At 63.1% G+C, this 21,636-nt stretch carries 19 protein-coding genes and 1 pseudogene; 8 read left to right on the plus strand and 12 right to left on the minus strand.

From position 1 onward, the window contains the following. Positions 1–46: 46 nt before the first annotated feature. The 8 genes from rpmG to topA form a co-directional block, all read right to left on the minus strand. Complete coding sequence (gene rpmG, locus E5W70_RS11450) at positions 47–214, minus strand: 50S ribosomal protein L33 (RefSeq protein ID WP_006201775.1); 168 nt, start codon at positions 212–214, stop codon at positions 47–49. A gap of 237 nt (positions 215–451) precedes the next feature. Next, positions 452–817 (minus strand): hypothetical protein, encoded by a 366-nt coding sequence (locus E5W70_RS11455; RefSeq protein WP_292657801.1) that lies wholly within the window; start codon positions 815–817, stop codon positions 452–454. 51 nt (positions 818–868) lie between these two features. Continuing rightward, positions 869–1,330 carry a hypothetical protein gene (locus E5W70_RS11460; RefSeq protein WP_292657804.1) on the minus strand — a complete coding sequence of 154 codons (462 nt, stop codon included), beginning with the start codon at positions 1,328–1,330 and terminating at the stop codon, positions 869–871. A 110-nt stretch (positions 1,331–1,440) separates the two neighbouring features. Further along, the gene (locus E5W70_RS11465; RefSeq protein ID WP_292657806.1) at positions 1,441–2,616 is read right to left on the minus strand and encodes an MFS transporter; all 1,176 of its coding nucleotides are present in this window, start codon (positions 2,614–2,616) and stop codon (positions 1,441–1,443) included. Between the two features lie 16 nt (positions 2,617–2,632). Beyond that, the gene (locus E5W70_RS11470) at positions 2,633–3,367 is read right to left on the minus strand and encodes an NUDIX domain-containing protein (RefSeq protein ID WP_292657809.1); all 735 of its coding nucleotides are present in this window, start codon (positions 3,365–3,367) and stop codon (positions 2,633–2,635) included. A gap of 73 nt (positions 3,368–3,440) precedes the next feature. Further along, complete coding sequence (locus E5W70_RS11475) at positions 3,441–3,893, minus strand: DUF983 domain-containing protein (RefSeq protein ID WP_292657811.1); 453 nt, start codon at positions 3,891–3,893, stop codon at positions 3,441–3,443. Then, complete coding sequence (gene rnr, locus E5W70_RS11480; protein WP_292657877.1) at positions 3,893–6,163, minus strand: ribonuclease R; 2,271 nt, start codon at positions 6,161–6,163, stop codon at positions 3,893–3,895. Before rnr ends, E5W70_RS11475 begins: the two co-directional genes overlap by 1 nt. Before the next feature lie 42 nt (positions 6,164–6,205). Beyond that, positions 6,206–8,821 carry a type I DNA topoisomerase gene (gene topA / locus E5W70_RS11485; protein ID WP_292657812.1) on the minus strand — a complete coding sequence of 872 codons (2,616 nt, stop codon included), beginning with the start codon at positions 8,819–8,821 and terminating at the stop codon, positions 6,206–6,208. A gap of 76 nt (positions 8,822–8,897) precedes the next feature. On the opposite strand from topA, the gene E5W70_RS11490 reads away from it, so the two are divergent. Next, a complete protein-coding gene (locus tag E5W70_RS11490) occupies positions 8,898–9,125 on the plus strand; it encodes a hypothetical protein (RefSeq protein ID WP_292657815.1) in 228 nt (75 codons plus the stop codon). A gap of 143 nt (positions 9,126–9,268) precedes the next feature. Here E5W70_RS11490 and E5W70_RS11495 read toward each other — a convergent pair whose 3' ends face one another. After that, positions 9,269–9,646 carry a hypothetical protein gene (locus tag E5W70_RS11495; RefSeq protein ID WP_292657817.1) on the minus strand — a complete coding sequence of 126 codons (378 nt, stop codon included), beginning with the start codon at positions 9,644–9,646 and terminating at the stop codon, positions 9,269–9,271. A gap of 232 nt (positions 9,647–9,878) precedes the next feature. Here E5W70_RS11495 and E5W70_RS11500 point away from each other — a divergent pair, with 232 nt between their 5' ends. Continuing rightward, positions 9,879–10,625 (plus strand): cytochrome c biogenesis CcdA family protein, encoded by a 747-nt coding sequence (locus E5W70_RS11500; protein ID WP_292657820.1) that lies wholly within the window; start codon positions 9,879–9,881, stop codon positions 10,623–10,625. A gap of 66 nt (positions 10,626–10,691) precedes the next feature. On the opposite strand, the gene E5W70_RS11505 is transcribed toward E5W70_RS11500, so the two are convergent. Then, positions 10,692–11,585, minus strand: a complete 894-nt coding sequence (locus E5W70_RS11505) for an SDR family oxidoreductase (protein ID WP_292657880.1) — start codon at positions 11,583–11,585, stop codon at positions 10,692–10,694. 129 nt (positions 11,586–11,714) lie between these two features. Here E5W70_RS11505 and E5W70_RS11510 point away from each other — a divergent pair, with 129 nt between their 5' ends. Further along, positions 11,715–12,662, plus strand: coding sequence for an AraC family transcriptional regulator (locus E5W70_RS11510; protein ID WP_292657823.1), 948 nt, complete (start codon positions 11,715–11,717; stop codon positions 12,660–12,662). Between the two features lie 130 nt (positions 12,663–12,792). Further along, positions 12,793–14,154 carry a bifunctional UDP-N-acetylglucosamine diphosphorylase/glucosamine-1-phosphate N-acetyltransferase GlmU gene (gene glmU / locus E5W70_RS11515; RefSeq protein ID WP_292657826.1) on the plus strand — a complete coding sequence of 454 codons (1,362 nt, stop codon included), beginning with the start codon at positions 12,793–12,795 and terminating at the stop codon, positions 14,152–14,154. A gap of 1 nt (position 14,155) precedes the next feature. On the opposite strand, the pseudogene E5W70_RS11520 reads toward glmU, so the two are convergent. Continuing rightward, a pseudogene (locus tag E5W70_RS11520) lies at positions 14,156–14,510 on the minus strand (ADP-ribosylation/crystallin J1). A gap of 228 nt (positions 14,511–14,738) precedes the next feature. On the opposite strand from E5W70_RS11520, the gene glmS reads away from it, so the two are divergent. Beyond that, a complete protein-coding gene (glmS, locus tag E5W70_RS11525; RefSeq protein ID WP_292657828.1) occupies positions 14,739–16,562 on the plus strand; it encodes a glutamine--fructose-6-phosphate transaminase (isomerizing) in 1,824 nt (607 codons plus the stop codon). A gap of 80 nt (positions 16,563–16,642) precedes the next feature. Then, positions 16,643–17,395, plus strand: coding sequence for a DUF502 domain-containing protein (locus E5W70_RS11530; RefSeq protein WP_292657831.1), 753 nt, complete (start codon positions 16,643–16,645; stop codon positions 17,393–17,395). Here E5W70_RS11530 and recG read toward each other — a convergent pair. After that, a complete protein-coding gene (recG, locus tag E5W70_RS11535; RefSeq protein ID WP_292657834.1) occupies positions 17,347–19,455 on the minus strand; it encodes an ATP-dependent DNA helicase RecG in 2,109 nt (702 codons plus the stop codon). The two genes, E5W70_RS11530 and recG, sit on opposite strands and share 49 nt — an antisense overlap. A 91-nt stretch (positions 19,456–19,546) precedes the next feature. Here recG and E5W70_RS11540 point away from each other — a divergent pair, with 91 nt between their 5' ends. After that, positions 19,547–19,834: a succinate dehydrogenase assembly factor 2 gene (locus E5W70_RS11540; RefSeq protein WP_292657837.1), complete on the plus strand. Its 288-nt coding sequence runs from the start codon at positions 19,547–19,549 to the stop codon at positions 19,832–19,834. A 13-nt stretch (positions 19,835–19,847) separates the two neighbouring features. Beyond that, a partial coding sequence (locus tag E5W70_RS11545; RefSeq protein WP_292657839.1) for a CarD family transcriptional regulator occupies positions 19,848–21,636 on the plus strand: 1,789 nt, incomplete at its 3' end.

Raw genomic sequence — 21,636 nt, forward strand, 5'->3', positions numbered from 1 at the left:
ACGCCGCCCGGAGGGCGGCGATTCGGTACTGCGAGAGAAAACCCGATTACTTGATCTTGGTTTCCTTGAATTCGACGTGCTTCTTGGCGACCGGATCGTATTTGCGGAACGACAGCTTGTCCGTCTTGGTGCGGCTGTTCTTGCTGGTCACGTAGAAGAAACCGGTGTCGGCGGTCGACAGAAGCTTGATCTTGATGTTTGCGGCTTTGGCCATGATGTTCGTCCGTTAATGTTCGTGGAGTTTTGGCCGCTGGAGCACGGGGAAACACCCGGACGCGGGAAACTTGCCGCGACACATAAAGAACGCGCCCGGAAAGTCAACCCTTGCCAGGTTCTGTGTCGTAAGCAGATGAGTTGTCCGGATTAGGTGGCACGTGAGTTGTCCGGGTTTATTGCCAGCCGATGAAGGCTGAGGATGAAGCAGGTGGCGTCTCACTTTGAACGCTGGCTATCAATATCGAGCGATGGAAGGCTGATCGATCACCCAAAGCCAGTTCCCGTCACCTTGCCGGCGAGCGATTTCCGCAGTCACCGTACCATCGGCAAGGCGCGTGGAAGTGAGCGCCAAATCCCCGTTGATGATAGCCTGACGCTGATCTCCGAGATCAAACTTTCGTCCCGCTGCCACCAACTTGGCGTAAAATAGGCGGATGGCGTCTCTGCCGCAGGCCAACTGTCCGTCGCCGGTGTCGAGGGTGGCACCGGGTTCGTAAAGAGCAGCCATTCCTTCCGCGTCTCCCGCTCGCTCGCGAGAAACCAATAGCCGCGCCAGGTCCTGGGGATCGCTTGCCGGTTTGCGGTTTGCTTCATCATTCATCGGCACGCTTCCTGACAGCCAAATTCAAAGCGAGATACGACCAGGTTCCGGTCACTCCGCCGCGACGGTTTCCGGCCGCATCGCCTTCTTCCAATCTCCCGTCGTGTTCCACCAGCGGTTCGGGTTGGCGCGGTCGTCGAGACCCTTGGAGCGGCTGGCAAGCAGTGGCTGAATGCGGATCACCGGCTCCTGATAGCTGTGAACCTGGTAAATCGCTTCGACGACGCGAGCGGCGAGCTTCTGGTCGTCAGGCAGTTCGAACGACACCTCGACAGTGCCCGGCCGCCTGCGTAATTCCGTTTCGGCGCCGGCGGCGGCACCTTCAAGTGGCCGGTAGCGTTCGATGCCGTCCGCCGACTGAAAGGCATTGCTGTCATATTTGCCCATTCTGAGCGGTGCGATCGCGACGACCGCCTCCATAATGCGGTCGACATCGGCTGCCGGTGCCTGAAAGGTCACCAGCAGCAGCAATTCCATCCGCAGCGATTTCGTTTCAAAGCCACTGTCGATCATCCGAGGTCTCCCTGCTTATGCACTTTGAGGGAGCATATACTCGAGCCCTCCTGACATGGTTGTGTCAGTAGTTGGTCAGCAGTGGGAGCGATGTGGGCAGCGGAACCGACTCAGAGGATTTTGCGGAGCAGCCTGGTGCCGACCAGCACGATATAGCAGGCGAAGAACAGGCCGAGCGCCCAACCGAAGCCCGACGGACCGAAAGCGTCCATGCCGATCCCGATGGCCTGCGGGCCAAGCACCATGCCAACACCGTAGCAAAGCACGAAGGCGGCATTGGCGGAGGCCAGTTCGTGGCCGGAAAGCTGCGAGCCGAGATGCGCCAGACCGATTGTGTACATGGCAGCGACCACACCGCCCCAGACGAACAGAAGCGCTGCCATCAAATGCCAGTTCTGCGCGAAGAACGGCATGAAGACCGTGCCGGCAAGCCCGACAGTGGCACAGGCCATCAGCAGATAGCGGCGGTCGCTGACGCGGTCGCTGATCATGCCGATGGGGATTTGCAACAGCACGTTGCCGAGGCCGATCATGGTGAGCAACAGGGCTGCGTCCGCTTCGGAGTAGCCGATGCGGTTCCCGTAGACCGGGAACAGCGCAAATCCGCCGGTCTCGACCGCGCCGAACACCAGCACGGCGGCGGTCGCTGTCGGCACCAGCCAGATGTAACGCAGGAAATTGCTGGTTTCGCCGTCCGAGATGATCGTCGGGCTCTCGTTGCGTGCCGCCAGGACCGGTATGGCAGCGAGCGTAACCAGCGCGATGGTGACGCCGAAGGGGAGAAAACCACTGCTGCCGAGATGGGCGAACAGCCAAGGCCCGGCGGCAAAGCCGAGAGACAGCACGGTGGCATAGATGCCGAGCACCAGCCCGCGACGGTGTGGCGGCGCCGAGGTGCTGATCCAGAATTCCGACAGGATGAACAGCACCGTCAGCGCGATATGCAGCAGCACGCGCAACGGAAACCACATCCAGAAGGCTGGTGCGAAATGGAAACCGACAAAGGCCAGCGCCCCGGCCGCAATCATGGCAAGCATCGTCCAGGCGACCCCGAACCGCATGGCGAGCGGGGTGGCGAGCGGCGCGCCGGCGATCGAGGCGAGGCCGGCGACCGCGGTGTTGAGACCGATCATCGACGCGGAGTGGCCACGCGTTTCCAGGATCACGCTGAGCAGTGGCATGCCGAGGCCGATGGCAATGCCGACGACGCTGATCGACGAGATCGCCGCGACCATCGGCAGCCAGTGTACGCGTTCCTCGACCTCTCGCTGGGTATCCACTGTCATGAAATGCCTGGCTGCTCTAGAGAATTTCGCGGACGAAGCGATTGCGGACAAGCCGGTAGAACGGCACCGGACCGCCGGGGCGCAGCAGCGGATCCCGGGCGAGCCGCGTTTCCAGCTCCTCCAGGACCGTGCGCGTGATGTCTGGAATATCGGCTTGCCTGGCCTTGGCCAGCGGCAGCCAAACGACGTCCTCCAACTCGTTGGTCGGACCGCCATCCGGCAGCTCTACGGCGACGTCGTCGCGCCACGCGGCGAGAAAGCGCGTATCGAAGCGGCGCACCCGATTGGGCGGTGTGATGGCGCGGGCGATGAAGCGCAGCGCTTGCAGCGACGGCATGACGCCGTGCTCGACAAAGCCCTGCCAGTTGCGCTTGGCGCTCGCGAAGGCGCCTTTTTGGCCGATCAGCAGGCCGGCCTCCTCATACGTTTCGCGGATTGCCGACAGAGCAATGGCGCGGGCGCGGGCAGGGCTGGTGCGGCCGCTGCCGGCGGTCAACCTCGCTTCGTCCTCGGGATGAAGTGCGCTGGCTACGGGGATGCGGCTGTCGGCCGGATCGGTGCGGCCGCCGGGAAACACGAATTTTCCCGGCATGAAGGCATGACGGGCGTGGCGCCGGCCCATCAGCACCAGGAACTCGTCGCCCTTGCGGTCGAGCAGGATCAGCGTCGCGGCGTCGCGCGGGCGTATAGGCTTGGCATCGAGCGCGATCCGCTCAAGCTTGTCGATTTCCGCCTTGGTCATAACGTCCATGCGCTCGACCTAGCGGAATCTTCGCCGATGCGGAAGTGGCGTCCAGCCATGCCGATTTGCGCCAGCCTCGGTTTCAAGCCTCGGGATGCGACTCGATCAGATCTTCTTCACCGCCAAAGCCGTGCATATAAAACGCCCATTGCAGGCCGATGACAGCGCCCTTGACCGGCTGCAGCAGGACGACGGCGAGAATGATGGTCAATGGCACCCAGATGGCGATGTGCTGCCAGGTAGACAGCGTCGAGGTCGCCTCGACACCCATGAAGGCGCCGAGCACGATGTGGCCGACAATGACCACCACGAGATAGGCCGGCAGGTCGTCGGCACGATGGTGGTGGAGCTCCTCGCCGCAATGATCGCATTTGTCGACGGTCTTGACGAAGGCGCGAAACAGATTGCCCTCCCCACAATGCGGGCAGCGGCCGAGCATGCCGCGCTTCATTGCCGTCCATAGTGGCCGGGCGGTCCGGCCCGAGTGATGTTCGCCGCCGAAAACCCGTTCTTCCACCTGCAGTTCTGTTGGCATTACCGTCTCCTGCCGCGCGAGCCTGGACGCGATTGCGACGCCCGGGCGCGGCCTTTGGCCTTATGGAACGACCGTTTGGAGCCGGGCAGCGGCTTTGGCTCGGTCAGCATCTCGAAACGCATCGCGCCGGCCATCGGCGCCACCTCGATCAGGCGAACCTCGACGCGATCAGCAAGTTGATAGCCCTTGCCGGTGCGTTCTCCGAAAAGCGATCGAGCAGTTTCGTCGTATATATAGTAGTCGCCCCCCAGGGTTGAAACCGGAATGAAGCCATCCGCGCCATACTGCGGCAATTGGACAAACAGGCCCGATTTGGTGACGCCCGAAATGCGGGCGTCGAAACGGTCGTCGATGCGCTCGGCGAGATAGGCGGCGATCAGCCGGTCGACCGTGTCGCGCTCGGCGGCCATCGCGCGCCGCTCGGTCGCCGAGATCAGCGCCGAGACCTCTTCCAGCCGCTCCGCCTCGTCCTGCGTCAGGCCCCCCGGACCAAGGCCGAGTGCGGCAATCAGCCCGCGATGCACGATCAGGTCGGCGTATCTGCGGATCGGCGAGGTGAAATGCGCGTAGCGCTTCAGGTTGAGGCCGAAATGGCCGATATTGGCAGGCGAATATTCGGCCTGGCTTTGCGAGCGCAGCACCACTTCGTTGACCAGTCCCTCATTGTCGGCGCCGCGCACGCGAGCGAGGATGCCGTTGAACTGGTTCGGCCGCATCTGCGCACCGCGCGCCAGCGACAGGCCGAGCGTCTGCAGGAATTCGCGCAGCGATTCCTGCTTGGCGAGCGAAGGCGCATCGTGGATGCGGTAAACCAGCGCCTGCCGCTTCGCCTCGAGTGTCTCGGCGGCGGCGACGTTGGCCTGGATCATGAACTCTTCGATCAGCTTGTGCGCGTCGAGCCGCTCTGGCACGACGACCTTGTCGACGGTGCCGTCCTGCTTGAGCAGGATCTTGCGCTCGGGCAGATCGAGTTCGAGCGGCTGGCGCGCGTCGCGGCCGCGCTTCAGGATCGCGTAGGCGTCCCATAGCGGCTTCAGCACCGCATCGAGAATCGGGCCAGTCGTGTCGTCCGGTGCGCCGTCGATCGCCGCTTGCGCCTGCTGATAGGCGAGTTTCGCCGCCGACTTCATCATGACGCGATGGAAGGAGTGTCTGAGTTTGTGGCCATCGGCCGAGAAAGTCATACGCACCGCTATCGCCGGACGATCCTGGCCCTCGCGCAGTGAACAGAGGTCGTTCGAGATGCGCTCCGGCAGCATCGGCACGACGCGATCGGGGAAATAGACTGAATTGCCGCGCTTCAGCGCCTCGCGATCAAGCGCCGTGCCATAGCGCACGTATGCAGCGACATCGGCAATGGCGACGGTGACAACCACGCCGCCGGCGTTCTTCTCGTCGGTGTCGGGCATGGCGAACACCGCGTCGTCATGATCCTTGGCATCGGCCGGATCGATGGTGAGCAGCGGCAGCTCGCGCCAATCCTCGCGGCCGGCAAGCGTCGCCGGCTTGACCGCCTCCGCCTCGGCGATGACGTCGGCGGGAAAAATATGCGGAATGTCATGTGTGTGGATGGCGATCATCGAGACCGCCTTTTCGCTGGTCAGCGACCCCAACACCGCCAGAACCTTGGCTCTCGGCAGCCCGTAGCGGGAGGCCCGCGCCGGCTCGACCTCGACCAGGTCGCCATTCTTGGCGCCGTTCTGGAATTCCGTGTCGACGACCAGCTCCGGCTGGCGCCTTTCCACCGGCTCGATGCGGAGCGTGCCGTCCTTCAGCACACGGAAAACGCCAAGAACCGCATCGGTGCGCTTCTCGAATATCTTCATCACCCGGCCGGTATAGGCCGGGCCTGCCGGATCGTCGGTCGGAAAGGTCTTGGCCAGCACGCGGTCGCCGATGCCCGGCGTCGGGCCATTGCCGCCGCGCGACACGCGGATCGCTATGACCGGAGGTTCGCCATTGCCGATCGCTTCGGTCGGGTGCGCCAGCAGCACACCGTCGGCGTCACGGCCGAAGATGTCGAGCACCGCGACGTGGGGCAGGGCGCCGACACGGGCAAGCCGCTTGCGCTCCTTGGTCAGCAGGCCTTCGTCCTGCAGGTCGCGCAAGACGTCCTTCAGCCAGATACGGTCTTCGCCGCGCAGCGCAAACGCCTTGGCGATGTCGCGTTTTCCTGCGCGGTCCGGATTTTCGGCGATGTAACGCAGTATCTCGTCACGCGAAGGCCGGTAATTATCCCTGACCTTGGCGCGGGTATCGGCGGTGCGCAGATCGCCGTGGCTTCTTCCGGAGACTTTGCGCGCCAACCCGTTCTATCCCTTTTTCCTGGCCGCCGGTTTTTTGGCCGCAGCCGGTTTTTTCGCAGGCGCGGCCGCTTTGCGGAAGGGCTTCCTGGCGCCATTGCCGCCCTTGGCTTCCTTTTCCGCAATGAGCGCCACCGCATCCTCGATCGTCACCGATTGCGGATCCTTGCCCTTCGGCAGCGTCGCATTGACCTTGCCGAAATTCACATAAGGCCCGTATTTGCCGTCGCGCACGACGATCTTGCCGCCGCCGGCAGGATGCTCACCAAGTTCCTTGAGCGCAGCGGCTGTGCCGCCATTGCGGCCGCCTTTGCCCTTCAATTGCTTCTCGGCGATCACCGAGACGGCGCGATTGAGGCCGATCGAGAACACGTCCTCGATGCTGTCGAGATTGGCGTAGGTGCCGTCATGCAGCACGAACGGCCCATAGCGCCCAAGCCCGGCCGAAATCATCTTGCCGGATTCCGGATGCTTGCCGACGTCGCGCGGCAGCGACAAAAGGGCGAGCGCTTTTTCATGATCGATCGAATCGACAGTCCAGCCCTTGGGCAGGCTGGAGCGCTTGGCATCCTTGCCGTCGCCGCGCTGGATATAGGGGCCGAACCGGCCATTGCGCAGCGTGATCTCCTCGGCGGTATAGGGGTCCTTGCCGAGCACTTTGGTGCCGTCTTCGCCATTGCCGTTCTCGCCATTGGGATTGGCGGCGTCCCCGAGCTGGCGGGTGAAGGAGCATTCGGGATAGTTCGAGCAGCCGACGAAGGCGCCGAACTTGCCGAGCTTCAGCGACAGGTTGCCGGTGCCGCATTTCGGACAGATGCGCGGGTTCGAACCGTCTTCCCGCGCGGGAAACACCAGCGGCGCCAGTTCCTCGTTCAATGCATCGAGGACGTCGGTGACCCGCAGTTCCTTGATGTCGGCGACGGCGCCGGAAAAATCCTTCCAGAAATCGCGCAGCACATCCTTCCAGGCGAGCTTGCCGTCGGAAATCTCGTCGAGCTTTTCCTCGAGCGAAGCGGTGAAGTCGTACTCGACATAACGCTCGAAGAAGCTTTCGAGGAAAGCCGACAATAGCCGGCCCTTTGCCTGCGGAACCAGCTTGCGCTTGTCGATGGTGACATAGTCACGATCCTCGAGCGTCTTCAGGATCGCCGTATAAGTCGACGGCCGGCCGATGCCCAACTCTTCCAGCTTCTTGATCAGCGAAGCTTCCGAATAACGCGGCGGCGGCTCGGTGGTGTGCTGGGTGGCGTTGATCGCCTCGCGTGTGAGCTGCTCGCCGGCACGGATCTCGGGCAGGCGGCGGCTTTCTTCGTCTTCCGAATCTTCTTCCTTCTGCTCGATGTAAGCGGCAAGGAAGCCGTCGAAGCGAACAACCGAGCCTACAGCGCGAAGCTCGGCGGTGCGCGGGCCGTTGACTGCCTCGATCTCGACCGTGGTGCGCTCTATCTCGGCCGGCTGCATCTGGCTGGCGATGGCGCGTTTCCAGATCATCTCGTAAAGCCGCGCCTGGTCGGCGTCGAGATACTGCCTGACGGAAGCCGGCGTGCGCATGAAATCGGTCGGACGGATCGCTTCGTGCGCTTCCTGGGCATTCTTGGCCTTGGCGGAATAGACGCGCGGCTTTTCAGGCAGGTATTTGGCACCGAATTCCTTGGCGATCGCATCGCGTGCGGCAGAGATCGCCTCCGGTGCCATCTGCACGCCGTCGGTTCGCATATAGGTGATCAGGCCGGTTGTCTCGCCACCGATCTCCATGCCCTCATAGAGCCGCTGCGCCACCTGCATGGTGCGGTTGGCCGAAAAGCCGAGACCCGATGAGGCTGCCTGCTGCAGCGTCGAGGTGGTGAAGGGCGGGCCGGGATTGCGCCTGGTCGGCTTGGCTTCGACCGACACTGCCTTGAAGCTGGCGCCTTCGAGCATCGCCTTGATGTCGTCGGCCTGCGCCTTGTTGGAAATGTCGAGCTTTTGCAGCTTCTTGCGCTCGAAGGCGGTCAGCCGCGCCTCGAAATTTTCCTTGCGCGGCGTACCGAGAATGGCGGCGACCTGCCAGTATTCCTCGCGGATGAAGCGCTCGATCTCGGATTCGCGGTCGCAGACCAGACGCAGCGCCACCGACTGGACGCGGCCGGCGGAGCGGGCGCCGGGCAGCTTGCGCCACAGCACGGGCGACAGCGTGAAGCCGACCAGATAGTCGAGCGCGCGGCGGGCGAGATAGGCATCGACCAGCGGCGCATCGATCTGGCGCGGATTGGCCATCGCCTCCAGCACCGACGCCTTGGTGATGGCGTTGAAGACGACGCGGCTGACCGGCTTGTCCTTCAGCGCGCGCTTTTGCTTCAGCACTTCGAGGACATGCCAGGAGATCGCTTCGCCCTCGCGGTCCGGATCGGTGGCGAGGATCAGCCCGTCGGCGTCCTTGACCGCCTTGGCGATATCGGCGAGACGCTTTCCAGACGCGGTGTCGACGGCCCAGGACATGGCAAAGTCCTCATCCGGACGCACCGAGCCATCCTTGGCCGGCAGATCGCGGACATGACCAAACGAGGCCAGAACCTTGTAGTTCTTGCCGAGGTATTTGTTGATTGTCTTCGCCTTGGCCGGCGATTCGACGACGACGACGTCCATACGGTCTCATATCAGTTGTGATGCGGCAGAAGAATTCCGCTGCGCGCGACGAAATCTCGTTCAATGTGTCGCTCACATGGCCGCGCTTTTGCATCCGGTCAAGGCCAAGCAGTCAAAATGCGGCCCTGTACCGAATGCGCAACCCAACGGCGCGCCATGCGATTTCCGCAATCCTGGACAAGGGAAATGGGCAGCCTATCGCTGGACAAGCCCGGCAATTGATCCTGGAGAACGGGACAAACTCTCCCGCGGATATAAGAGAAACATCGAGCACGCGCCAGCCCTGCTTGAACAGATGCTGTGAAGCGCGCAATCGGTAGCGCGGCATTTTGCTCGGACAGTCGCAAGGAATTACCGTGCTGAAAAGCTGGCCGCCGGGGCGGTTGGGTCGAGTTCCCAGCGACCAGCCGTGTTACCGCCTGTTACAGCGGATCAGAAGCTCAAGGCTTAGTCGGCCTTGGCGATATGCCAGACGCCGCCGACACCCTCGCCGGTGACGTCGCCAGCCTTCTTGTCCTTGATGAACGTGTAGAGCGGCTTGCCTTCATAGGCCCACATCCTGGTGCCGTCGGTGCGGTCGACGATCGTCCATTCGCCCTCGGCCTTGGCGTTGGCTTCAGCCTTCAGCGGCGGCCAATTGGCGGCGCATTTGTCGTAGCAGTTCGACTTGCCGGCCTCGTCCTTGTCGTAGGTATAGAGCGTCATGCCGCTGGCGTCGGTGTAGATCTTGGTGCCGCCTACCTCCGCTTCCTTCCACGCCTCGGCGGCGAACGATGCGGCAGTGCCGAGCAAAAGCGCGGCCATGCCAATTGCGATCGTTTTCATGGACTTCTCCCCTGGATCGTTTCGAAAAAGCGCGCGGAACCGCGGCTTCGTTGTGATCAACGCTGCCTGACGGCCCTTTCTTCCCGGGCTGCTTTCCCGTCGATCAGGCGAGGGCGACGACTTGCCACACGATAGTGACGGGGGCCACGCTATAGTGATGGGGCCACGCGATGGTGATTGGCGGACGGCCGTTGTCGCGGCTATATGGCTGCGCAGTTATCTGGAGACGGAAATGGCATTGGACGTCGGCTATGTCAGCGCGATTGGGGCGGGAGCAATTTCGTTCCTGTCACCCTGCGTGCTGCCGCTGGTGCCGCCTTACCTGTGCTACATGGCCGGCGTGTCGGTCGACGATTTCCGCGGCGAGGCGGGCATTGCGGCAAAGGCCGGTGCGCGCGGCGCGCTGGTTAATTCCTCTATCGCCTTCGTGCTCGGCTTCTCGACCGTCTTCGTCGCGCTCGGCGCCGGCGCCTCGACCATCGGCCATCTGCTGCGGGTCTGGCAGGAGCCGCTGGCAATGGCGGCCGGCGTGCTGATCATCCTGATGGGGCTGAATTTCCTCGGCGTACTGCGCATCCCTTTGCTTTCACGCGAGGCGCGCTTCCATGCACAAGGCAAGCCGGCCAGCCTGGTCGCCGCCTATGTCATGGGCTTGGCCTTCGCCTTCGGCTGGACGCCCTGTATCGGCCCGGTGCTGGGGCCGATCCTGACGCTTGCCGGCGGCCGCGAGACGGTGGGCGAGGGCGCGCTGTTGCTTGCCGCCTATTCGCTCGGCCTCGGCATACCGTTCCTGATCGCTGCGCTGTTTTCCGGCGCCTTCATGCGCTTTCTCGGAAAATTCCGCGTCCATCTCGGCCGCGTCGAAAAAGCCATCGGCGCGCTGCTGGTGGTCGCCGGCGTGTTTTTCCTGACCGGCGGCGTGCAGGCGGTGTCCTATTGGTTGCTCGAGAATTTCCCGGTGCTGGGGCAATTGGGCTAGGTTTGCCGCCCGGCCGAAGCGCGAGGCCGTAGCTGCGGCGCAAGGCACCGCAGCTACGTGGTCCGTTCAACCTTCGAAATAGCCCGGCTGGTCGATATCGGCGATCAGCCCGGGGCCGCTTGGCTGCCAGCCCAGCAGCGCGCGGGTTCGCTCGCTCGAGGTCGGGACATCCATCGCTGCGAACATCGCGAACCAGCCAAAATGATCGGCGGCTTCTTCCGCGGACTTGGCGACGACCGGCACGTTCAGGCGACGGCCGATCACGCCGGCGATGTCTTTGAACGGCACACCTTGTTCTGCGATCGCGTGATATCGCCCGCCACCGGCTCCATGCTCGAGCGCAAGCCGGTAAACGCGAGCGGCATCGAACCGATGCACGGCGGGCCAGCGATTGAGCCCTTCGCCGGCATATGCCGACACGCCCTTCTTGCGAGCAAGGTCGATGAGAATCGGAACAAAGGCGTGGTCGCCCTGGCCATGGACCGACGGCGGAAGGCGGACAACCGACGCGCGCACCCCGCGTGCCGCCAGCGCGGCGGCTGTCGCTTCGGAGGCGCGGGGATACGAGGCGGAAGCCGGAACAGGCGCATCTTCCTCGGTCGCGATACGGCCCCGGGCCTGGAGCGCGGTTCCGGAGGTGACGAGCAGGGGCCGCTCGGAGCCTTCGAGTGCTCCGCCCAAGGCCGCGATGGCGCGCCGGTCCATCTCGCAGTTTTGCGCGAATTTCGAGAAGTCGTGGTTGAAGCCGGTATGGATCACCCCATCTGCTGCTGCTGCGCCGCTGCGGAGGCTTTCGAGGTCTTCTAGGTCACCTCGATGCACCTCGGCTCCGGCGGCGGCAAGCGACTTCGATGACGCTTCCGAGCGGGCGAGGCCGAGCACCTGATGGCCGGCGCCGATGAGTTCTTGAACGACGGCAGAACCGACGAATCCGGTCGCGCCGGTAACGAAAACACGCATCACGACTTCTCCTTGTTCATTTCTGACCACGACCATGTTCGCGGCCCGGTGACGTCGTGATAGGCGCTTGAGAAAATACGATCTATGCGGTAAAGTCCGTATTATCTTCGCAATCGTCCGGAATGACCCGTGGATCCTCTTTCAGATGTGCTCTCGCTGCTGAAGCCGCGAAACTACATGTCGGCCGGCTTCGATGCAGGTGGTGAATGGTCGATCCAGTTCCCCGACCAGCAGCAAAGCATCAAGACCGGAGCGGTGATCTCCGGCCGGTGCTGGCTATCTGTGGAGGGCGTTGCTGACGCAGTGCGCCTTGAGACGGGGGACTGCTTCCTGCTGCCGAGTGGACAGCCTTTCCGCCTTGCAAGCGACATGAGCTTGACGCCTGTTGAAGCCGTCAAGATTTTTCCGCCTGCTCGAGCCGGCGGTGTCGTGACCCACAATGGCGGTGGTGATTTCTTTCTGGTCAGCAGCCGCTTCGCGCTTGGCGGCAATCATGCCGGCATCCTGTTGCGGATGCTGCCAGCCATTGTGCATATCCGCAAAGAGTCGGACCAGTCGGCGCTGCGCTGGTCTGTAGAGCGGATGATGCAGGAGCTGCGCGAGCCGCAGCCGGGCGGCTTTCTGGTGATTCAGCACCTCGCCCACATGATGCTGGTTCAGGCGCTGCGGCTGCATCTTTCGGAAGGATTGAAAGGTGGCATCGGCTGGCTCTTTGCCCTCGCGGACAAACAGATCGGCGCGGCGATCAGCGCCATGCATGACAATCCGGCGCATAGCTGGACGTTACAGGAGTTGGCGGAACGGGCCGGCATGTCGCGATCGACCTTTGCGCTCAGATTCAAGGAGACGGTCGGCGCGTCGCCGATGGACTATTTGACGCGCTGGCGAATGCTGCTGGCCGGCGACCGGCTGACGAATTCCAGCGATCCCGTCGCGGTCATCGCGCTGTCGCTCGGCTACGAATCCGAAAGCGCCTTCAGCACAGCCTTCAAGCGGGTCATGAACTGCTCGCCACGGCAATACGGCCGTGGCCGAGCCCCCAGCTTCGCATCACGCAACGAGGCGGAAGCCGCCTGAGTCGATCGGCTTGAGCGTGTCGCGGGTTGGAGGTTCCACCGTCTCACCGGAATTTAACCGCATTGGTGCAGCATGGCGCCGGTGCTACTAACGCTTCGATTCCAGACCCCTTTCAACGGTTGCTGTCCCCATGAGCCAGAGATCCTGCCTGTCCATCATCCTCGCCGCTGGCGAAGGCACGCGCATGAAGAGTGCAGTGCCGAAAGTGCTGCACACAATCGCCGGCCTGCCGATGGTTGCCCATGTCGTCAAGGCGGCCGAAGCCGCCGGCAGCGGCGATCTGGCGCTGGTGATCGGCCATGGCGCCGATGAGATGCGCAAGGGCGCACTTAAGTTTGCGCCCAAGGCCGAGGCTTTCATCCAGGAAAAACGTCTCGGCACCGCGCACGCCGTGCTTGCCGCACGCGCAGCAATATCAAAGGGTTATGACGACATCCTGGTGATGTTTGGCGACACGCCGTTGATCGATCCGGAAGCGCTCGCGGCGGCGCGGCTGAAGCTGGCCGAAGGTGCGGCCGTCGTCGTGGTCGGCTTCCGTACAGAAAATCCTTCGGGCTACGGCCGGCTTATCGAAAAGGCCGGCAAGCTCGTCGCCATACGCGAGGAGAAGGACTGCTCGGACGAGGAGAAGAAAATCACCTTCTGCAATGGCGGGCTGATGGCGGTCGCTGGCAGGCACGCGCTAAAGCTGCTCGATCAAGTCGGCAGCAAGAACGCCAAGGGCGAGTATTATCTCACCGATATCGTCGAGATCGCCGCTGCGCAGCGACTTGATGTGGTCGCCACCGAAGCCAGTTTCGAGAACGCGCTCGGCATCAACAACCGTGCCGAGCTTGCCCAGGCGGAAGGTATCTGGCAGGCGCGTCGACGGCAGGAAGCGATGCTTTCCGGGGTGACGCTGATTGCGCCTGAAACCGTGTTCTTCTCACACGACACCGAGATCGGCGCCGATACGATCGTCGAACCCAATGTCTGGTTCGGGCCGGGCGTGAAAATCGCCACGGGCGCCAAGATCCATGCCTTCAGCCATATCGAAGGCGCCATCATCGCGTCGAATTGCGATGTCGGGCCGTTCGCGCGGCTGCGGCCCGGGGCCGATCTGAGAACCAAGGCCAAGGTCGGCAATTTCTGCGAGGTAAAGCAGGCGATCGTCGAGGAGGGCGCCAAGGTCAACCACCTGACCTATATCGGCGATGCCCGCATCGGCGCGGGCGCCAATATTGGCGCCGGCACCATCACGTGCAATTATGACGGTTATTCGAAATTTTTCACCGATATCGGCGAGGGTGCCTTCATCGGCTCGAACTCCTCGCTGGTGGCACCGGTGTCGATCGGCAAGGGCGGCTACATCGCCTCGGGCAGCGTCATCACCGAAAGCGTACCCGACGATGCGCTGGCCTTCGGCCGCGCCCGCCAGCGGACTCTACCCGGCAAGGGCAAGGAGTTGCGCGAGCGGTTCGCTTCGATCTCGGCTGCCCGGAAAAAAGGGTAGACTAACGGAACTCGGCGACAAGCTCGATTTGGCCGACGATTGCATCGTTGAAGGCGGACAGGTCTTCGGCCGGGATCCAGTATTCCAGATGCGCGCGGCTGCCGGCATGCTGGACCGCTGTAGCGGTTAAGAAAGCTGCGACGCACCTCGAAACGCGTCACGAAACCTGATCCGCTCGCGGGCACGTTCCAGTTCCGGGCGATCTGGGTGGCATAGGCCTCGCTTGTAACCGGATAGAAGATCGGCTGATCGGCAAGTCGAGGCGGAAAGGCGCGCATCCCCGACTTCTGGATCAACTCCAGTTCGCGTGGCCCAACCGGACGCCAAAGCGTCACGGTCTCAATTCGTTCGTTCATAGGCCACATCGTGTCTTTGACTGATTTCAGGTGCCGTTGAGCCGAGATAGGATATATGAGCGGAGAAACTGAGCAATTGCAGTAACCGGATTGCAAGAGCGCTCTGTCATGGTGCATCTGTGCAGCATGGTCCGGCTGATGCCGGACGAAATGCAATGTGATTTTTAGCGGCAGGCCGGCAATCTCTAAATAGCGCCGGGTTTGAAGTCGGAATCGGGGGCAAGCGCCATGTGCGGTATCGTTGGAATTGTCGGTAACTCGCCGGTCGCGCCGCTTATCGTCGATGCGTTGAAAAGGCTCGAATATCGCGGCTATGACTCTGCCGGCGTCGCCACGATCGAGCACGGCAGGCTTGACCGTCGCCGTGCCGAGGGCAAGCTGGTCAATCTCGAGCGCCGGCTGAGGGACGAACCGCTCGACGGCATGATCGGCATCGGCCACACACGCTGGGCCACGCATGGCGTTCCGAACGAGAGCAATGCGCATCCGCATTTTTCCGACGGCGTCGCCATCGTCCATAACGGCATCATCGAGAATTTCGCCGAATTGCGCGACGAGCTGATGCGCGACGGCTACAGCTTCGCCTCGCAGACCGATACCGAAGTCGTCGCACATCTGGTGGCGCGCGAACTGGCCAAGGGGCTGAAGCCGGTTGAAGCGGCGCACCAGGCGCTGAAGCGGCTGGAAGGCGCCTTTGCGCTCGCCATCATGTTCAAGGGCGACGAGGATCTGATCGTCGGCGCCCGCAACGGCCCACCGCTCGCGGTCGGTCATGGCGATGGCCAGATGTTCCTTGGCTCCGACGCCATTGCGCTTGCCCCTTTCACCAATTCGATCACCTATCTGGAAGACGGCGACTGGGCGGTGGTGCGCCGCAACGAGGTCGATATCTTCGACATGGGCGGCAACAAGGTCGACCGCAAACGCCAACAGTCGCTCAGCACGAGCTTCATGGTCGACAAAGGCAACCGCCGCCATTTCATGGAAAAGGAAATCCATGAGCAGCCGGAAGTGATCTCGCACACGCTGGCGCATTATGTTGATTTCGTGGGCGGCGTCTCGAAGCCGCTCGACCTGCCGTTCGATTTCGCCAAGATCGACCGGCTGGCGATCTCGGCCTGCGGCACCGCCTATCTCGCCGGGCTGATCAGCAAATATTGGTTCGAGCGCTATGCGCGGCTGCCGGTCGACATCGATGTCGCTTCGGAGTTCCGCTACCGCGAGATGCCGCTGTCGAAGACCGATGCCGCTTTCTTCATCTCGCAATCGGGTGAGACCGCCGACACGCTGGCGTCGCTGCGCTACTGCCGCAAGGCCGGCATGAAGATCGGCGCGGTCGTCAATGTGCGCGAATCGACCATGGCGCGCGAATCCGACGTCATCCTGCCGACATTGGCCGGCCCGGAGATCGGCGTCGCCTCGACCAAGGCGTTCACCTGTCAGCTTTCCGTGCTGGCCTCGCTGGCAGTGCGGGCCGGTGTGGCGCGCCGAACGATTTCGCATGAGCAGGAGAAAACCCTTATACGCGAGCTGTCGGAAGCGCCGCGTTATGCCAACCAGGTGCTGAAGCTCGACGGGCAGATCGAAAAGATCGCGCGCGACCTCTCGCACTACAAAAACGTGCTCTATCTCGGTCGTGACACCAATTTTCCGCTGGCCATGGAAGGCGCGCTGAAGCTCAAGGAGATTTCCTATATCCATGCCGAGGGCTATGCCGCCGGCGAGCTGAAGCACGGGCCGATCGCTCTGATCGACGAGAACATGCCCGTCATCGTGATCGCGCCGCATGACCGCATCTTCGAAAAGACCGTGTCGAACATGCAGGAGGTGGCGGCACGCGGCGGCAAGATCATCCTGATCACCGACGGCAAGGGCGCGGCACACGCCACGGTGAAGACAATGGAGACGATCGTTTTGCCGGACGTGCCGGAAATCATCTCGCCGATCATCTACGCGCTGCCGATCCAGATGCTCGCCTACTTCACCGCCGTGTTCATGGGCACGGATGTCGACCAGCCTCGCAACCTGGCGAAATCGGTAACGGTGGAATAGGTCTCGTTTAAAAACTTCGCAATTCCAAAGCGCCTTCGGGTTCAGTAGTGTCGCGCTGCAAACACACGCTGCGGTGAACCATGTCGGATGCTCTCAAGACCTCAGGCATGACCCGGCTGAGAAACTATTTCCTGACCGGCTTCGTCGTTTGCGCGCCGCTGGCGATTACTGCCTACATTGCCTGGTCGCTGATCGGCTGGGTCGATTCCTGGGTGAAACCCTACATTCCGGTACGCTACAATCCGGACACTTACCTGCCGTTTCCAGTGCCGGGTTTTGGGCTGATCGTTGCCCTGATCCTCATCACCTTCATCGGGTTTATGACCGCCAATATCGTTGGCCGCGCCATCGTCAATTTCGGCGAGCGCCTGCTTGGCCGCATGCCGCTGGTGCGCGGCATCTACCGTTCGCTGAAGCAGATTTTCGAGACCGTGCTGTCGAACAAGGGCGACATGTTCCGCCAGGTCGGGTTGGTCGAATATCCGCGCAAGGGGGTCTGGTCGCTGGTTTTCGTCGCCAGCGAGAAGGAAACCGAGATCAACCAGAAACTCGACCGGGAAGGCGATCCGCTGATTGCTGTGTTCATGCCGTGTACGCCCAACCCGACGACGGGCTTTCTGATGTATGTGCCGAAATCCGACATTGTGCTGCTCGACATGACGATCGAGGACGGAGCCAAGCTGATCGTGTCGGCCGGCCTGGTGGCGCCAGCTGTCAAAATGGTGACGGTGAACGGCGAGCAGATCCACGCCGCGCTTGCCAATCCTCCGCTTGACACAATGCCTCAGCCGGCACGCAGGAGCCGCACGGCCTCATCACGGCCGAACAGATAGAGCAGCAGGCGCAGCGCAGCGCCGCGTTCGGACTGCAGTTCGGGATCGCGCGACAGGATCAGCCGCGCATCGTCGCGAGCGGCCTCGAGCAGGTCGGCATGCGCCTCGATGCGCGCCACCTGGAAGCCCGGCGTACCGGACTGGCGGGTGCCGAGCAACTCGCCTTCGCCGCGCAGCTTCAGATCCTCTTCGGCGATGCGGAAGCCGTCCTCGGTCTCGCGCATCACCGACAACCGGCGTTTTGCCGTCTCGCCAAGCGGGTCCTTGTAGAGCAGCACGCAGGATGAAGGCTTGTCGCCACGCCCGACCCGGCCGCGCAATTGGTGCAACTGGGCAAGGCCAAAACGCTCGGCATGCTCGATGACCATGATTGTCGCGTCCGGCACATCGACGCCGACCTCGATCACTGTGGTGGCGATCAGGATGCGGGTGTCGCCCTGCTTGAAGGCGCGCATCGCCTCGTCCTTATCGATGCCTTTCATGCGGCCATGCACCAGGCCGATCCGATCACCGAACAGCGGCTTCAGCGAGGCAAAACGGTCCTCGGCCGACATCAGCTTGATCTCCTCGGATTCTTCGACCAGCGGACAGATCCAGTAGATTTTCTGACCATCGGCGACGGCGTCGAGCATGCGTCCGATCAGTTCGTCGAGCCGTTCAAGCGGCAAGGTGACGGTGCGGATCGGCTGGCGGCCCGCCGGCTTTTCCGTCAGCTTCGATACGTCCATGTCGCCGAATGCAGTCAGCACCAGCGTCCGAGGTATCGGCGTTGCCGTCATCACCAGCATGTCGGGCGCATCGCCCTTGGCGGTGATGGCAAGGCGCTGGTGGACGCCGAAACGGTGCTGCTCGTCGACGACGGCGAGCACGAGGTCATGGAACGTCACCGTTTCCTGGAACAGCGCATGGGTGCCGACGACGATGTCGATGTCACCACTGGCCAGCCCGGTCAGCGTGTCGGCGCGCTCGCCGCCCTTTTCGCGGCCGGTGAGGATGGCGACGCGCAAGCCGGACCGTTCCGCCAACGGCGCAATCGTTGCGAGATGCTGGCGCGCCAGGATTTCGGTCGGCGCCATCAATGCCGCCTGGCCGCCGGCCTCGACGGCACGCGCCATGGCGAGCAGCGCGACCACCGTCTTGCCGGAGCCGACATCGCCCTGCAAAAGGCGCAGCATGCGTTCGGGGTCACCGAGATCGGCGTTGATTTCGGCAAGCGCCATTTCCTGCGACATGGTCAGCGAATAGGGGAGTGCCGCGCGCAGTTGTTCGACTATGCGGCCGTCGCCGACGAGTGGCCGGCCCGATAATCGGCGGACCTTGGCCCGCACCAGCGCCAGCGATACCTGGCCGGCCAAGAACTCATCATAGGCAAGGCGCCGCCAGGCTGCGCCGTCGACGGAGACGTCGATCGGGTCGGCAGGATTGTGGATACGGGTGAGCGCATCGCCGAAAGCAGGAAAGGTGTGGCGGCGCCGGAACTCGCCGTCCTGCCATTCGGGCAGCACCGGCAGGCGGGCCAGCGCCTGGCCGATCGCCCGGCGCAGCACCTTGCCCGAGAGCCCGGCGGTCAGCGGATAGACCGGCTCGACCAGCGGGAGGTTTTCCGCGTCGCCGGCAAGTGCGATATGGTCGGGATGAACCATGGTCGGGCGGCCGTTGAACCATTCCATGCGGCCCGAAACGACGACATGCTCGCCGACGGGCATCGCTTTTTCGAGATAGGCGGCATGGGCATGGAAGAACGTCAGCGCAATCTCGCCAGTGTCGTCATGGGCGTAGACCCGGTACGGTACCGACCTGTTGCCGCGTGGCGGCGGCTGGTGGCGGTCGATGCGTACGTCGAGTGTGACGATGGCGCCCTCGGCCGAACCGGCGATGCCCGGCCGGTTGCGGCGGTCGATGACAGTATGCGGCAGCACGAACAAGAGGTCCCCGGCGCGCGCGGCCCGGTCGCCGAGGTCGGCTGCTACGACTTTTTCGATCAGGGCGCCAACTTTTGGCCCGACCCCGGCAAGCGAGGTGATCGGGACAAACAGCGGATCGAGGAGGGAGGGACGCATGATGTCAGCTTATGTTGCGGCGACTGTAGCGCAAGGCTGACACCGCCTTCTATCCACGCTATATGCGCCGCCTGGGGAAGGATGTTGCACGATGACCGGAACAATACGATCAAGCGAGGGGCTCGACGCCCGCCGCCGCAAGCTTCTGTTTCGGTCGTGGCACCGCGGCATGCGCGAGATGGACCTTATACTCGGCAGCTTCGCCGATGCCGAGATCGGCGCCTTGACCGGCGACGAAATCGACCAATATGAGAGGCTTCTCGACATTCCCGACACTGAATTCCTGCCCATCGTCACTGGCGAGTGCCCGGTTCCGGCGGATATAGACTGTGCCGTCCTGCAAAAAATCCTGGCTTCGCGCCGGGCGATGACCTTCTGAACAACGTGTAGCCATGAGCCTTATTCCTACGATCGGTCTGCCGAAAGGCCGCGCCGGCCAGTTCATCGTCGATGGCGTCGCCGACGGCTACGAAGCCTTTGCGCTGGTGCAGGCTGCCCACGAAATCGCACCGGACAAGCCGGTGCTGTTCGTGGCGCGCGACGGCCAGCGTCTGCCGGCGATTGTCGAGGCGCTTGCCTTTGCCGCGCCGGGCCTGCCGGTGCTGGAACTGCCGGCCTGGGACTGCCTGCCTTACGACCGCGTCTCGCCCGGCGCTGACGCCGCCGCAAGGCGGCTCGATTCACTGGCCGCGATGATCGCGCTGACGAAGAAGCCGCACCGCGCCGTTATTCTCACCACCGCGAATGCCTTGCTTCAGCGCATTCCGCCGGCGGAACTCGTCGAGGCGCAGACCTTTCACGCCAAGCCCGGTAACCAGATCGACATGAACGCGCTGGTGTCGCGGCTTGAGACTTCCGGCTTCGAGCGGGTGCCGACGGTGCGCGGCATCGGCGAATTTGCGGTGCGCGGCGGCATTCTCGATCTCTTCGCGCCCGGCTGGGCGGAGGCGCTGCGCCTCGATTTCTTCGGCGATACGCTGGAATCGATCCGCGTCTTCGATACCGCCACACAGCGCACCACTGGCCAGCGCAAGTCAATGGCGCTACAGGCGATGAGCGAGGTGGCGCTGACGCCAGAGACAATCAGCCGCTTCCGCCGCGCCTACATCGAAGCCTTTGGCGCGCCCTCGCGCGACGATGGGCTCTATGCGGCGGTCAGCGAGGGCAGGCGGTTTGCCGGAATGGAGCACTGGCTGCCGTTCTTCTATGAGCGGCTGGAAACCGTCTTCGACTATCTGCCTGATGCGCCCGTGGTGTTTGATCATCTGGCGCATGAGGCACTGGCCGAGCGCCACACTCTGATCCTCGATCATTACGAGGCGCGCAAAAAACAGGCCGACGGCGCCTTGAAGGATGCCGTGCCCTACAAGCCGGTGCCGCCGGATTTGCTTTATCTGTCGCCCGAGAACCTGATTGCCTCGCTTGGCCCGCGCGAAGCGATCGACTTCACCTCCTTCGACGCGCCCGATGCCGGTGCGAAAAAGGTGTTCCATGCCGGCTCGCGCCATGGTCGCAGCTTCGTCGAGGAGCGCGCCGACCCTAACGCCAACGTCTTCGACGTCGTCGTAAAACACATTTCCGACGAGCGCGCTGCAGGCCGCCGTGTCATCGTCGCCGGCTGGACTGAAGGTTCGCTCGACCGGCTCGGCCAGATCCTGGCCGAGCATCACCTTGGCAATCTGAAGCCGGTGGCGACGCTTGCCGAAACCGGAAAGCTTGAGCCAGGGCAGGCGGGACTGGCCGTGCTGCCGCTCGAATCCGGCTTCGAGACGGAGAAACTGGTCGTCGTCGCCGAGCAGGACATTCTCGGCGACCGGCTGATCCGGCGCTCGAAGCGCAAGAAGCGCGCGTCCGACTTCATCGCCGAGGCTTCGGCATTGGCCTCAGGCGATATCGTCGTCCATGCCGATCATGGCATTGGCCGCTTCATCGGGCTGCGCACCATCGAGGCGGTCGGTGCGCCGCACGATTGCCTCGAAATCCACTATGCCGGCGACGATCGGCTGTTCTTGCCGGTGGAAAACATCGAGCTGCTGTCGCGCTATGGCTCGGATTCGGCCGAGGCGACGCTCGACAAGCTTGGCGGCGGCGCCTGGCAATCGCGCAAGGCACGGCTGAAGAAACGCCTGCTCGACATGGCCGGGCAGCTGATCCGCATCGCCGCCGAGCGGCAGATGCGGG

Origin of the sequence: Mesorhizobium sp. (genome assembly GCF_005063415.1) — a bacterium.
GTDB lineage: Bacteria > Pseudomonadota > Alphaproteobacteria > Rhizobiales > Rhizobiaceae > Mesorhizobium.